The organism is Bdellovibrio sp. (assembly GCF_047637665.1).
GTDB lineage: Bacteria > Bdellovibrionota > Bdellovibrionia > Bdellovibrionales > Bdellovibrionaceae > Bdellovibrio.
Map to the genome: position 1 here is coordinate 95,895 of NZ_JBLJBT010000019.1, position 13,906 is coordinate 109,800.

A 13,906-nucleotide genomic window follows, 5' to 3' on the forward strand; every position below is an offset into this window, starting at 1 on the left:
GCTTCCAGGGCTCCGCCCCTTCCGCACTGCGGGCTTACGCCCTTAAGCTTCTTTACTTACAAAGTTACCTGACACCTGTGGGCCCGTTTTATATTGGCCCTTACCTCCGTAGGTTTTCTTTCCGGAGAGAGTGTCTTTGATGTCATCCAAAGCACCATTCAACGTGTGCAATGCCGACTTCGTGTATTCTTCATTTTCTTTATTAATTTCAGTGATTCTTCGGATCAACATATCCAAAGCAGCGTGCTGTGTGCGCAGACGATCCGCCGCCGGCGTTCCTGCAAGCTTTTGCGCCAACTCCAGCAGTCGAGGGTTTTCAACATCCCCTCCCACCAAGGTAGCCAAATCCATCGCATAACGTGAGCGCAAAGCATCTTGAGCGCGCAGCTTGAAAAGCAATTCCTCTTTGAGTTTATTGCTTTCATCCAAAGCATCGCGATCTGCCTTCAGAAGAATGTCTTTTTCTTTGCGTACGATGTCGAGAAGAGAACGATAGATTTTAGTCAGCTCTTCGAGATTTGCTTCTAACTTTTGAAACGCTCTTTCTACTGTTGCGTCCATCTTCATCATCCTTGATCCGCCTTCGCCAAGACTGCGGCGGAGGGCTCCGAGTTAATGCGGCATCATGCCACCCTATAACTTCGCACTCTAGAATTCGAGGTGCTCGTCAACCATCTTGTCCGCGATGGCTTTTGCATCGATGTTGTATTTGCCTTCATCGATTAGCTTTCTAAACTTTGCGACTTTCGCTTCATCCACATCAGGAGCTGACATCGCAAGTTCTTTGATGCGCTTTGCTTCTTGCGCTCGTGGAGAAAGTTCCACACGAGAAGATTCACCAAGCGTCGACGAAGTCAGAGCATCGGCTTTGTCTGTCAAACCCGCCGCTTTATTCTTAATGCCATCGGCTCTATCGGATTTCGCAGAATCAGTAAGATTCAAATTTTGTCCGACTTTGTTGTGAGTGATCTTCATTGAGAGCCTCCATCTTCAGAGTGTTAAAACACACTCTCTTATTCTTTTCATAATACCACAATGAGACAGTTCCACCAAATCATTCTGAGACAGTTTCTGGTCCAGGTTCCGCCTCTGGCTCGACAGTCCAATAGAGTGATTTTGCCTCTGGACTTAAAAACCCAAGGGTGTCGCCAGCTTGCAGTTTTTGCCCTGTCGAAACTTTAGACACTCCCCCCTTAAAAACCATCTGGCTTTTAAGACCATTGTCGTGCTCTATCTCCAGCATTGTCTGATTATCCACCAAAGCTCTTTTCCCCAGCAAAACCCCATCCCATGGGGCTTTCACGGCTTCCGGCTCTTTATTTGCCGGCGACTCTCCCGGTGTTTCCGCACGATTTACGTCAATGCGATAAGACACGGCTTGTTTTTTTCCAGGGTGCTGAAAGGGTTGCGCCCGGTACTCACTTTTTGCATCAAAGGGCAACGGCCCTTGAGGCTTGGCAACCGGCGCTTTGATTCCCATCATCACGCCAAACTTATCCATGAGTTGTTTGTAGATCATATCGGACAAACCGATCCCTCCACGCTCTCCCCACTTCTCGACGTAGTGATCATCTAACTGCTCTTTAAAAATTTTCTCAGCCTGATTCGACTGAACGAAACCACCCTCATGCACAGTGGAGCGCATCGCCTTCATCATCTCGCGCAAAAAATGTTTCTCATACATATCAGAAACATCCCGCAACTTCTGCTCCGGAGACTTCTGAACCGGCCGCGACATAAACTTCGAATCAAAGGCTTTAAAGTTTCCTGAATTTCCAGAGGCTCCACTCATGTCACTCATGAACAGCCTCCGAAAGAAAATTGGGCGTTCGCTGCAAAATTACCCTTTGCTTCTCTCACAAACTTTGTCTTGTGAGGAAGGTGGGACTCTGCAAAGAGTTGCCGCAAGTTCCACAGCACCAGGAAAGATCGGCAATAGAACTCAGAAGAAAAAAGACTAGCACCCACCGATGCCAAAAAGAACTTCGCCGCGCGAGGACTGTCCGAAGCGGCCACTCTTTGCAGAGTCCCACCTTCCTCACAAGCAGCAAATTTTAGTGGAAGAGAAAAAAAGGGGAGTTGAGTCGGAGAATCATGTGCATCCTGCACTTGACTCTTAGAGTGTAGCTTCGGCTCGTGTTCACCAATCCTTGGTGCCTGCTGACCTATTGCTCCTGTTTCCTGCGAGAAACTTTTGACTCTTGACCTTCCATGGTTCGCGATCTCTTCCTCACCCTCCCCGCGTTCCAAACACATCCATGTGTCTGAAACTATATTTACAATTCTATTAAATGCTGTGTCATTTTGAAACACAAATTTCATAATACTTCGAGTTCCCCGTGCAAAGCTCCAGCTGATTTAATGGACTGAAGTATAGTTATCAGGTCCTTAGGCGAGACGCCCAGCTTGTTTAGTGCTTGCACGAGTTCCCCAACACTGACACCACTTTCGAGCACAGCGACTTTTTCTTCGCCACCTTTTTTGCCATCTCCCACTTTCACAGAAAGTGCACCGTGCGAGATCGCCACTCTTGAAATTTTCACTTTATCGCCAATTACAATCGTGCCCGTTTTTTCATTCACAACCACACGAGCCTTCATATCCGGATTGATATCGATGGATTCAATCGTTGCCAAAAGTTCAACGCCTCTGTTTTCGTACGCAAACGGAGTAATGATATCAATAGTACCCGCATCTTTCGCCGAGGCATAGTGCCCACCCAGTTCTTTGTTAATCGTAAGAACTGTGCGTGCTGCCGTCGTGAAATCAGGATTGATCAGTGTCAGACGGTACATCTTACGAGTCGCAAAATCGGCTGTCATATCACGTTCAATGATCGCGCCATTAGGAATACGGCCCGAAGTTCCGTGTTGATCTTTCCCATCGCCACCAATGACGATACTTCCTTGCGCCACCGCATACACTTGTTCATTCGCAGCGCGAAGAGGGGCTTGCAACAAAGTTCCCCCGGCCAGTGAAGAGGCGTCTCCGATCGCGCTGACTGTAATGTCAATAGGGTTTCCAGCCTTCCCGAAGGCGGGCATTGTACCCGTGATAATAACAGCCGCCACATTTTTACTTGAGAACTCAGGAGAATCTAACTTCATGCCCAACTTGTCGAACATACGCACGACACTTTTACTCATGAATTCATTTTTTCCGTCCCCGGTCCCCTTAAGACCCACGACGATCCCATAGCCGATCAATTGATTTTCGCGAACTCCGCGAATGCTGGCAATGTCCTTCAAGCGAGCGGCATTGGCCCCTTCGTAGTAACCTAAAATGAAAAGCGCAACTATAACGAGAATCTGAAAAAATCTATTCATTGCGTGTATTCCTTCTGATGCTGACAACATCGTACTGAGGATCCAAAAGTTTATCTGAGGAAATTCCTTGATCGTTGAAATCTTCGGGACGAATAAGGCCCGTGACAATAACTTTGTATTCGCGTTTTCCAATCATAAAGGGTTGCTGACCTTTGACACGATAGTTTCCGTCCGCCAACTTTTCCACCAAACGGGTCGGGATATTCTGCACTTCCGCCAATCCTTCTGAATCTTTTTCTTCGCTCTTGGCTGGCTCTGGCTTCTTCGGCTCCGAAGCTGGTGCTCGAGACGCCTCTCCATTTTGTGCCAAAGAGTTGTTCAACTCTTGCTGTTGCTGCTGTTCTTCAAGTTGTTTGAGCAGCTTCTTAATCACGGACACCTTGGTTTCAACTTGCTTCATCGCAGGGCCATCTAATTTGACACTCAAAAGATCGCCTTCTTTGCGCATCTTATTTTGTGCAAAAAGGTAAGCCCCTTGGCCTTCCATCACCCATGTCGAACCGGCATTGCTGCCCACATCCGACTCTTCCTCCATGCGATTGCGAGTCATGCGTTTATACTGACGATCTGTAGGGACTCCCAAGTTTTGACCGTCTGAATAGCGGGGTGCCGACTTAATATTCTCTAAGGACGTTTTTGCAGGCGGCTCCGTCAAAGAATCAAAAAGATTGTTCATCGTAGCGCAGCCCGTGAACAAGAACAAAACCGTCATACATCCTGCAAAGGTTTTCACGCTGATATTCTTCATTGCAACTTCACCACACCTTTTTCAATCACGAGGCCTGAGAGAACCTTTTGAGTTTCTAAATTTTTAACTTTAATCAAATCTCCGACAAAACCATTGTCCTCAGCTTGCATGTTGATGGAGATTTCAAAATCCTCATCACCAAGCATGGCTTTAACGATCTGTCCCCTCTTAGCTGCCGGTTCACGTTTGAGATCAGAAGTCCAAATAGGGCTTCCGACGGGAAGAGAGCGGGCGGCCAATTGACCTTGAATGTCTTCCACTCGCAGCACTCCGTCCTTGGAATACGTCACATCGGTCATGACCATGCGCACATCTGCGGGTTGCACCCTCTCTCCTTGTAGGATCAATCGTGTCGTTACAGGGGTTAATTGGGACACACGAATTGTTCCAGAAATCCATTTTAGCTGACGCTGATCCCCGTCGCGCACCGGCAAAAGGAACCCACCCTTGGCCGATAGCTGCGTAAGATCGAGCTCCCATTGCTTTTGAGAAGGCACCGGCGTGCTTTGAACGGTGACTTTGTACTCACAATCATTACAACGGGCTTTCAGTGTATTATGAATTTTTCTTTCAACTTCTTGCCGTGAAATCGGCGTCGAAGAAAAGCTCACCTTTACTTGAGAAGGAATCTTAAACGCAGGATTCAAATTTCTAAGGCCTTCTTGGGACTTCATCGACTCACGCACCTTCGCCAGAATCTCTGGAGAGTTCAGATGTTGAGACAACAATAATTCCCGAGCGTCCTGACGAATCACAATGCTGTCCAAGAAAGAAAGAAGCTCTTCATTTCCTCCCGAAACCACCGCAACGTCCCCCAAACGCAAAAGTTCGCGCTGGGAAATCTCAATGCTTCCGGGAATAGAGACCTCGGGCCTTGCGAAGGCGGGAGGAGTTAAAAAGAAAAGGGCTACAAAAAACTTCTTCATCAATTATCTCAAGTTATTAATAGACTGGAGCATCTGGTCTGACGCCTGAATCACTTTCGAATTTGTTTCATACGCCCGTTGGGAGGTGATCATATTCACCATCTCGTCAACAATGTTCACATTGCTGGCCTCTAGCTGTCCTTGCGCCAGATAACCCGTACCATTCAAACCAGGCCGAGCCGCTATAGCTTGGCCACTGGAAGGAGTTTGTGAAAATAGATTTTTACCCAAAGCCTTCAGACCTGCGGGGTTTACGAAGTTAATCAAGTCAATCTGTCCAATCGTTTGTGGGGCATCACTCAGCCCCTGAATCACACGCACTTCCCCACTGGGAGCCACTTCAATTCCTGAAACATCTGGTGGAACTGTGATTTCCGGCTGCAAAACATTTCCATTTTTATCCACCAGACGTCCGTTAGGATCTTTTTTGAAAGCGCCATCGCGCGTGTAGGCCATCTGACCGTCTGGAGTGAGAACTTGAAAGAAGCCCGAACCTTCAATTTGCAAATCCAGAGGATTTTTCGTCACCTGAGCATTCCCACCAGCGAAATCTTTTTGAATCGCCGCCGTACGAACACCAAGACCCGTTTGAACTCCGTTCGGAGAATAAGCATTCAACCCGGAAGCCGTGCCTGGCTCTTTCTGGGTTTGATACATGAGATCTTCAAACTCAGCACGAGATCTTTTGAATCCGTTTGTAGAAACGTTGGCGATGTTATTGGCGATCACATCCATGTTCGTCTGTTGAGCCGCCATGCCGGTTGCTGCTGTATTCAAACTCTTAAGCATCTAGGAATCCTTCCGTCGCTTATTTAATATTCTTCAAGGGCCATCATGGCCTAATTTGTTTTTCCCACCACGTTGACCATCTTATCAGCCATCTGATCATAGGCACTGATGGCTTTTTGAGTGCTCTCGAAGACACGATTGGTGGATATCATGTCTGTCATCTCTTGTACGATATTGACATTGGATGTTTCTAAAAAACCTTGTTTGACACTGGGGTTATTCACATTGGTCATGTCAGGAGTGCTATTGGCCTTAAAACCGTAGAGAGAGCCGCCCATCTTTTGCAAAGAGTCTGGATTGTTTACGTTGACCAACGACAACTTTCCAATATTTTCAGTTCCCTCAAAGACATCCCCGTTATCAGCAACGCTCACTGCTCCCGTTCCTTGCAAGCGGATAACTCGCGATGCGGGATCAGCTCCCGGCTCTGCCGAACGAAGAACAGGATGACCTTCTTTGGTAACCAACTGCCCATTGCCATCCAACGTAAAATTCCCGGCTCGCGTCAGTCGTACGCCCCCGGGAGTCGCCACTTCAAAAAAACCTTTTCCATCGATGGCCACATCCAATGCATTCCCCGTGGGCTTCAAGCCTCCTTGCGAAAAGTCAGTGAAAGTGCCTTTGGCATCGACATAACTTTTGTCTCCGCCCTGCATATTGTAGAAGCTTTCGATGGAGGCCACGTCGCGAGGAATCTGAATAGTTTCCGGCTGTTTCTCATTGGCCGTTAGATATTCTTGAAAAAGTTGCTGGTCGCGTTTGAACGCGGGTGTGTTCACGTTGGCCAGATTATTGGCGATCGTATCCAACTTTGTACTTTGCGCGATCGCACCACTTAGGGCTGTATATACACCTTTTACTCCCATGAACACTCCTCCACACTTTGTTGAGCAGCAAGGCGTGTGCCATCTTTTGACAGGACGGATCTTGGTCTAGGAAAAGAGTTCCTTCCTGGACCTCCGTATGGAAAAAAAATCTTGGACTCAAGTTTTTTTAGATCTGACCGAACATTGACCTTCGTCGATGGTGCCAGGGTATTGTCAGTTCTTTGTCGACAGTGTCAAAGAATCGGCTTCATAATTGTCTTTATGAGAACGTGGGCTGTCTTGATTTTTTCTATTTCTATTTCCCTCTTCGCGCACGCCGAGACGCCGAAAGAGGCCCCTGTTCCCGCCTTCACTCTTAAAGAAAAACTGAAAACTCTCACGTCGCAATCAAGACATGTGCAATCTGATAATCTCATCTTTGATTTGCCTGTCACCTACAACAAAAAGGTCAGTAAATGGATTGCCTACTTTCAGGGGTCACGAAGCAATAAGTGGTTTCGCGAGTGGTTGCAGCGGTCCTACAAATACATGCCCTTCATTCAAACTGAATTGAAGAGGGCCGGCCTTCCCATGGATCTCGCTTACATGGTGATGATCGAAAGTGGTTTTGCTCCAAATGCTATCAGTCACGCCAGTGCCGTGGGACCTTGGCAGTTTATCGAAGCCACGGGAACTCGTTACGGACTGAATAAAACCTGGTGGTTGGATGAACGCCGTGACCTTAAAAAAAGCACCTTGGCCGCCATCCGCTACCTCAAAGATCTTCATGCCGAATTCGGATCTTGGTATTTGGTCGCCGCCAGCTACAACATGGGTGAAAACGGACTTCGTCGCCAGATTAAGAAATATGGGACCAAAGATTACTGGTCTCTCATAAAACTTGATGCCCTTCCCGCCGAAACTCAAGAGTATGTTCCAAAGATCTTGGCCGCAATGCTGATCGCAAAAGCACCAAATCTTTATGGTTTTCGAGACCTAGAAAAGATGGACCCCTTGGATTACGATATCGTTCTTGTCCCCGGAGGAACTGATCTTTCCCCCTTGGCAGATCATCTCGGGGTCACAAGAAAGTCATTAAAAGATTTGAACGCCGAGCTCTATTTAGGATACATTCCTCGCCAAGTGGATAAACATTTTATCCGAGTTCCCAAAGGGGCTGGACAGATTGTTTCTTCATTCATACATCAGCAGAATCGGAAAGTTGCATTGGAATGAAACCTCTGATCGTTCAAAAATATGGTGGCGCTACTCTCGCAGATCCCGAAAAGATCAAGGCTGTGGCCGCCAGAATTGCCGCGCAATCAAAAGAGAATTCTTTGCTGGTTGTCGTCAGCGCCATGGGAAAAACCACCAATTCTTTGATTGATCTAGCCAACCAAGTTTCTGAACATCCTCAACGTCGGGAAATGGACATGCTCCTCACTGTAGGAGAACGCATCAGCATGTCATTAATGAGTATGGCTTTGAATGATTTAGGCTGCCCCGCCATCAGCTTTACCGGAAGCCAAGCGGGAATATTTACGGATGATTCTCACGTCAACGCTTTCATTAAAGATGTGAAGCCGATACGAGTGGAAGAATCTTTACGCCAAGAGAAAGTCGTTATCCTTGCCGGCTTCCAAGGAGTTTCTCCCATAACTAAAGAGATCACGACACTGGGGCGCGGGGGATCCGACACATCGGCTGTCGCCATGGCCGCCTCTTTTAAAGCTGAACGCTGCGAAATCCTTAAAGACGTTCCGGCCGTATTTACAGCAGACCCTCATATTGTCAAAACGGCGCGCCCACTTCGAGAACTCAACTACGATCAAATGATGGAGATGACCTTTTGGGGAGCCAAAGTTCTTCACTATCGTTCGGTCGAGCTCGCAAAAGTTCGCGACGTTACTTTGTACATCGGCCCCGCTTCCAACAAAACTTCAGACGGAACTCTCGTAAAAAAAGGATTAAATATGTTTGAATCCTGTAAGGCCCTTTCCTTAAATTCTCACGAAATTGTCCTTGGCATTTCCTGCAAAGAAAAAAATCCTGCGAAAGCTCTTCAAAACCTGCAACATCTGTTTGATCAAAAACAAATTGCCTTCCCTCAGCTACTTCAGTGTGAAGCAAACCAGGACATGACTGAAATTCTGTTAACCGGCCCTCAAGAAATTATGTCGGCGGCAAAAAAGGAAGTTCAGAATCATCACGATTTTTCTCTGCAAGGTCCTGAGCTTTCAACGGTGACCCTGACCTGCACGGGGGCGACTTCGCCCGAAATGACCCAAAAGGTCCTCAATATTCTTTCAGAGCGACAACTCACTACCCGCAAAATCATGCTCAGCGCGATGAGCCTCACCGTTTTAGTCGAGGCCCCGCTCAGAAAGCAAGTGATCGAAAGTTTACATCAGTTGATTTAAAACTAAGGAAGCAAGGTCGGCATCATCACCTGATACCGATTCTGAATCTTCTGCCAGATATTGGAATGAGGTCCGGTAATCCCATCGGGCCCAGCTAAACCAGACACCCCTCGTTTGGGATCAAATTGGCCACCCGGTAAAAACTTTTTTAAATCCGGATTTGTGGGCGCAATACCAGTGCCAGCTCTTCCGCCATATCCACCTCCGACGGCACCACCGCCAGAACCTGATCCCCCTCCAAAAAGTCGACCGCTGCCACCGCCGTAAAATCCACCATTCACACCGGGGGAACTTTCTCCAGCGCCAACCGCGCCCGCAGCGCCTCTGGCCGGAGACCCGCCGCCAGAGCCTTCTCCGCCACCAACAGTTCCTCCCCCCTGGCTGCCATCAATCGAGTCCCCGCCGCCGGAACTCGGCTTGCCATGACTGATCGCGGGTGTTCCAAAAAGATCTCCGCCCATATCAGAGCCATCGGACTTGTTACCCAATCGAGATGACGAGTCTATGCTGCCAACAACCGTGTCGCCACCCGGTTTTTGCGCAGAAACACATGCGGGATCGTGAGGATTTTTAATACAGATACAGACTTTATTCGTGGATGCGAACTCTGGTTTTGAACAATCCACGGGAGCGGCAGGATTGCAACCTGGATAGTTCGGATTTGCCTTGCAGAGATCGCTTACCGAAGAATCACCGGCAGTTAAGGAAGCACATTGAGAGGCGTTCGCTGACGTGGCTCCATAGTTTTGAATCGCCTGAGCGGCCTGATTCACGTTGGATTGATAGTTATTACACTTCGCGAGTTCAGTATCTGCGGGGGCTTGCATCTGAGCGATCACGGCTCCCGTACTGTCTGCACTGGCCATCGAGAGACAAGCAGTATTCTTTTCAACAAAGGACTTAACTTCAGAACATGCTGAACGACAACTTGAAATCGAATTGCTGCAATTAAGGCGGTACGCCGCCAAAGCCGCATTGGCCGCCTGGGAAAGGTTCGCCATCTTAGAACAAGCGGCCTGAATACTCGACGCCGTCTGTTGTCCCATCATCAAAGCGATTTGTGAGGCGGTACTTGCCACACTGTTCATACCCGAATCATTTTTTTCGTCACAGGTATGCGAAGTCTCTTCCACAGAGGTACGACACTCTTGCAAAAGACGATCATAGGTCGCAAAACAGTTTTCCGCGGGGTTGGGGTTTGCAGACGTTTCCCGAGAACGACAAGAGTAGGAGGTTCTTTCATTATTGTCGGCATAACAAACCTGTCCATCTGGGCATCCCGTCACTTTGCAATTAGCCACTGAGGCATTCGGCACGCACGTTAAAGCCGCAGACTCATCACTGCCGCTGTCGTCGGAGCTGCAATGATATCCGGGACCACATCTTTCGGCCCCACAAGGAATTCCTTGCAACAGAAAATCCGTGCTGCTGCTGCCAACACATTCATAAATCGTGTTCTTGGTAATAATGTCGACTCTGGTTTTACAATAAGCCCCAGCACCACAAGTTTGTTGACCACAAATGACACCACCAAAGGCAAAGGAACTCGGCAGAAGATTCACTGCCGCCGCAAGGAAGAAAATTTTCAGATAATACCAATATCTCATTCCCATTGGGGAACGTATCGGCCCTTTGGCGAGACTACTTTATGAAATTACAATTTTGAGTCACTTTGAGACACTAAGGAAGCAAAGTTGGACTCATAACTTGATAACGATTCTGAATCTTCTGCCAAATATTAGAATGGGGTCCGGTGATTCCATCAGGGCCACCAAAACCCGACACTCCTCGTTTGGGATCAAACTGTCCTCCGGGTAAAAACTTTTTCAGATCCAGCCCGCCGGGGATTGTGCCTTTTGCCAAGCGCCCCCCGTAGCCACCAGCCGCACCGCCTTCACCACCAGAGCCACCACCAAAAAGTCGACCGCCACCACCACCATAAAATCCACCATTCACACCGGCAGAATCTTCACTGGCAATCCCTCCTCCTGCTGCGGCAGGACCTCCGCCAGAGCCGCCACCGCCGCCACCGACAGAGCCTCCACCTTGACTTCCGTCAATCGAGTCTCCGCCGCCAGAGCTTGGTGTGCCATGGCTGATCGAAGGAGTTCCAAAAAGATCTCCGCTCATATCAGAGCCATCGGCCTTATTACCCAATCGAGATGAGGAATCAATACTCCCCATAAGATTATCGCCTCCTGCTTTTTGCGAAACCGAACAGGCGGGATCGTGGGGGTTCTTAGAACAAATACAAACTTTGTTGGTTGTTGCAACCTCAGGTTTTGAACAATCCACAGGGGCCGCCGGGCTACATCCAGGATATTTTGGATTGGCTTTGCAAAGTTCAGTGACTGCCGAATCCCCGGAGGTCAATGCCGAACACTGAGACGCATTGGCCGTGGTGACACCATAGTTTTGAATCGCCTGTTGAGCCTCATTGATTTTTGTCTCTAAGGAACGACACGTGTTGATGTTCTTATCAAAGACCTGCTGATAATGAGACATGGCGTTGCTTAGTTCTTCACTACTCAAATGAGGATAACAGGCCGACGCCTTTTCTGAAGTAAATTTTTTGGCCTGATCACAGGCAGACAAACAGGCCTCTTGCGCATTTTTACAATTCATTCGATAGGCCGCTAAGGCCGCATTCGCCGCTTGAGAAAGATCCGCCATCTTAGAACAGGCGGCCTGAATACTTGAAGCCGTTTGCTGTCCCATCATCAAGGCAATTTGAGAAGCAGTCCCAGCAACGTTATTCATTCCCGCATCATTCTTCTCATCACAACTGGCGGTTGCCTCCACAGCCTCTTGTTCGCATCTATTTATTAGCGAGGTAAACTCAGACAAACAACTTTCAGAACCTTGTGTTGATCCTTCACTCGCTGGAGACTCTTCCCGTGAAGGGGGAGTCTCCTCTAGACACCTGTAGGCTCCATCTTGATGGCGAACACATTGTTCGCCAAAGCACTGATTATTGCACTCATTTGGTTCTGCGGGCGCCGACGATGGGCTAGCAGAAGCACTCGGGGAGTTTGTTGCCGAACTCGTCGGGGCAGCGGGTCTTTTTACCTTTGGAGTTGCTGACTTAGAAAGACTTCTCATGCAAGCGTTGAAGTCCGCATTTCTTTGAGCATCACTGAAGTCATCATAAGACTTCCCGTTATTGGCAATCTTGTTTCGACAAATAATTTCATTATTGGACATCTGCGCCCAAGAACTCGCCGAAAAGAATAATAGAATTACAAAAATAGAAAGATTCCCCATAGCCCGCGTATCGGACTAAATACGAGAATACTTAAAAATACGTTCCTACTAAAATATATACGTCTTCTCTTACATCTTCGTCTCAATCTGAAACACTAAGGAATCAAAGTCGGACTCACAGCCCTATATCGATTCTGAATCTTCTGCCAAATATTAGAATGGGGTCCGGTGATTCCATCAGGGCCACCAAAACCCGACACTCCTCGTTTGGGATCAAACTGTCCTCCGGGTAAAAACTTTTTCAAGTCTGGTCCGTCTTCACCTTTGGCACTTTGGGACCCACGATATGAACCCTCGCTGCCGCTGGCCTCACCGGCCGAGGATCCATTGCCATAGTAACGGCCTCCACCGCCTCCATAAAATCCCGAATTATCTCCTGAGAATTTATCACCAACACTTTCATTCGCTTTGGCAAGATGGGCCACTCCGCCTCCCCCACCCTCGCTTCCTCCCAGAGGAGCTCCGCCTTGATGACCATCAATTGAACTCCCACTTCCCCCTCCCGGAATTCCGGGGGCCACAGAAGGAAGGCCCGGGATATCCCCTTGAAACTCTCCGCCAGAATTGGCAAGCCTTGAGGAGGAATCTATACTTCCTCCCAAAGAATCGCCGCCTGCTTTTTGCAAAACAGCGCATGAAGGATCATGAGGATTCTTAGAGCAGATACAAATCTTGTTAGTTGTTGCATATTCAGGTTTAGAACAATCCACGGGAGCTGCGGGGTTGCAGCCTGGATAGCTTGGCGTGGCCTTGCATAGTTCGGCAACAGAGCGAGATGGATCTCCAGAAGTCAGCGCCGCACATTGAGAAGCATTTGCCAACGTAGAGCCGTAGTTCTGAATCGCTTGTTGAGCTTCGTTAATCTTAGATTCCAATGAACGACAAGAATTCAAGTTTCCATCAATCGAAGAATGATAACTAGACATCGCCACGGTCAGTTGTCCTCCGCTCAGATCCGGAAAACACGTCGCCGCCCTTTCAATAATAAAGGTCTTGGCTTGCTCGCAAGAACTCAAGCAAGATTCTTGCGCCGACCGACAATTCAAACGATAGGCTGCTAAGGCGGCGTTCGCCGCTTGGCTTAAATCCGCCATCTTAGAACAGGCGGCCGTAATACTCGAAGAGGTTTGTTGTCCCATCAACAAGGCCACCTGGGAGGCCGTGCTCGCAACAGAATTCATTCCGCCATCATTCTTTTCATCACAGTTGGAAATCGCCGCCTGAGACTCCTGCTGACATCTCTCAATGAGGTTTCCAAATTGCCCTTGGCAAGCCAGTGCTTCTTGAGAGTCCTCACTTGTTCGCGCCGTTGCTGGTTCTTCAGAGGCGGGAGCCGCAGGGGGAGAACTGTCGCTTGAGGTGCCCGCTGATGTATTTGTCGCTGTCGTTGCTGTCGTATTCGCTATACTGGAGGAGCTCCCCTTCATACAATTATCAAAAGCCCGAGTTCCGCTGGTCAGTCCTTGAGCTTGGCATTTTTTAAATTGTGAATTATCGGGATGATACATCTGAGTGAATGTTCCATCACTTCGCTCAATGACGCCCCCAGAACTCTTCATGCATTTTTCATATTCCTGTCCGCAGAGAGGACTGCCGGGATTTGACTTTAAACATTCCTGAAAGGGAG

14 protein-coding genes are annotated in these 13,906 nt (G+C 48.4%); 3 read left to right on the forward strand and 11 right to left on the reverse strand.

Annotated features, from left to right (window positions below; all coding sequences use genetic code 11):
- Positions 1 to 42: 42 nt before the first annotated feature.
- The 3 genes from ACM64D_RS05915 to ACM64D_RS05925 all read right to left on the reverse strand — a co-directional run bounded on the left by ACM64D_RS05915 (position 43) and on the right by ACM64D_RS05925 (position 1,801).
- Positions 43 to 561 carry a flagellar protein FlgN gene (locus tag ACM64D_RS05915; protein WP_415062270.1) on the reverse strand — a complete coding sequence of 173 codons (519 nt, stop codon included), beginning with the start codon at positions 559 to 561 and terminating at the stop codon, positions 43 to 45.
- Between the two features lie 87 nt (positions 562 to 648).
- Positions 649 to 975 (reverse strand): flagellar biosynthesis anti-sigma factor FlgM, encoded by a 327-nt coding sequence (flgM, locus tag ACM64D_RS05920; RefSeq protein ID WP_415062271.1) that lies wholly within the window; start codon positions 973 to 975, stop codon positions 649 to 651.
- A 79-nt stretch (positions 976 to 1,054) separates the two neighbouring features.
- Positions 1,055 to 1,801: a rod-binding protein gene (locus ACM64D_RS05925; RefSeq protein ID WP_415062272.1), complete on the reverse strand. Its 747-nt coding sequence runs from the start codon at positions 1,799 to 1,801 to the stop codon at positions 1,055 to 1,057.
- On the opposite strand from ACM64D_RS05925, the gene ACM64D_RS05930 reads away from it, so the two are divergent.
- A complete protein-coding gene (locus ACM64D_RS05930; protein ID WP_415062273.1) occupies positions 1,791 to 1,961 on the forward strand; it encodes a hypothetical protein in 171 nt (56 codons plus the stop codon). The two genes, ACM64D_RS05925 and ACM64D_RS05930, sit on opposite strands and share 11 nt — an antisense overlap.
- Before the next feature lie 357 nt (positions 1,962 to 2,318).
- On the opposite strand, the gene ACM64D_RS05935 is transcribed toward ACM64D_RS05930, so the two are convergent.
- Genes ACM64D_RS05935 through flgF form a run of 5 tightly spaced genes read right to left on the reverse strand, consistent with a single transcriptional unit; the run spans position 2,319 to position 6,655 of the window.
- On the reverse strand, positions 2,319 to 3,326 hold the full coding sequence (locus ACM64D_RS05935; RefSeq protein WP_415062274.1) for a flagellar basal body P-ring protein FlgI: 1,008 nt from the start codon (positions 3,324 to 3,326) through the stop codon (positions 2,319 to 2,321).
- Positions 3,319 to 4,074: a flagellar basal body L-ring protein FlgH gene (locus tag ACM64D_RS05940; RefSeq protein WP_415062275.1), complete on the reverse strand. Its 756-nt coding sequence runs from the start codon at positions 4,072 to 4,074 to the stop codon at positions 3,319 to 3,321. Before ACM64D_RS05940 ends, ACM64D_RS05935 begins: the two co-directional genes overlap by 8 nt.
- On the reverse strand, positions 4,071 to 5,000 hold the full coding sequence (flgA, locus tag ACM64D_RS05945) for a flagellar basal body P-ring formation chaperone FlgA (protein WP_415062276.1): 930 nt from the start codon (positions 4,998 to 5,000) through the stop codon (positions 4,071 to 4,073). The genes ACM64D_RS05940 and flgA overlap by 4 nt, the downstream gene beginning before the upstream one ends.
- Before the next feature lie 3 nt (positions 5,001 to 5,003).
- On the reverse strand, positions 5,004 to 5,789 hold the full coding sequence (gene flgG / locus ACM64D_RS05950; protein WP_415062277.1) for a flagellar basal-body rod protein FlgG: 786 nt from the start codon (positions 5,787 to 5,789) through the stop codon (positions 5,004 to 5,006).
- 50 nt (positions 5,790 to 5,839) lie between these two features.
- Positions 5,840 to 6,655, reverse strand: a complete 816-nt coding sequence (gene flgF, locus ACM64D_RS05955; RefSeq protein WP_415062278.1) for a flagellar basal-body rod protein FlgF — start codon at positions 6,653 to 6,655, stop codon at positions 5,840 to 5,842.
- 222 nt (positions 6,656 to 6,877) lie between these two features.
- Here flgF and ACM64D_RS05960 point away from each other — a divergent pair, with 222 nt between their 5' ends.
- Positions 6,878 to 7,831, forward strand: coding sequence for a lytic transglycosylase domain-containing protein (locus ACM64D_RS05960; RefSeq protein WP_415062279.1), 954 nt, complete (start codon positions 6,878 to 6,880; stop codon positions 7,829 to 7,831).
- On the forward strand, positions 7,828 to 9,015 hold the full coding sequence (locus ACM64D_RS05965) for an aspartate kinase (RefSeq protein ID WP_415062280.1): 1,188 nt from the start codon (positions 7,828 to 7,830) through the stop codon (positions 9,013 to 9,015). The genes ACM64D_RS05960 and ACM64D_RS05965 overlap by 4 nt, the downstream gene beginning before the upstream one ends.
- Before the next feature lie 2 nt (positions 9,016 to 9,017).
- On the opposite strand, the gene ACM64D_RS05970 is transcribed toward ACM64D_RS05965, so the two are convergent.
- The 3 genes from ACM64D_RS05970 to ACM64D_RS05980 all read right to left on the reverse strand — a co-directional run bounded on the left by ACM64D_RS05970 (position 9,018) and on the right by ACM64D_RS05980 (position 13,838).
- The gene (locus tag ACM64D_RS05970; protein WP_415062281.1) at positions 9,018 to 10,628 is read right to left on the reverse strand and encodes a hypothetical protein; all 1,611 of its coding nucleotides are present in this window, start codon (positions 10,626 to 10,628) and stop codon (positions 9,018 to 9,020) included.
- Positions 10,629 to 10,695: 67 nt separating this feature from the next.
- Positions 10,696 to 12,279 carry a hypothetical protein gene (locus ACM64D_RS05975; RefSeq protein WP_415062282.1) on the reverse strand — a complete coding sequence of 528 codons (1,584 nt, stop codon included), beginning with the start codon at positions 12,277 to 12,279 and terminating at the stop codon, positions 10,696 to 10,698.
- Between the two features lie 95 nt (positions 12,280 to 12,374).
- Positions 12,375 to 13,838 (reverse strand): hypothetical protein, encoded by a 1,464-nt coding sequence (locus ACM64D_RS05980; RefSeq protein ID WP_415062283.1) that lies wholly within the window; start codon positions 13,836 to 13,838, stop codon positions 12,375 to 12,377.
- Positions 13,839 to 13,906 lie beyond the last annotated feature (68 nt).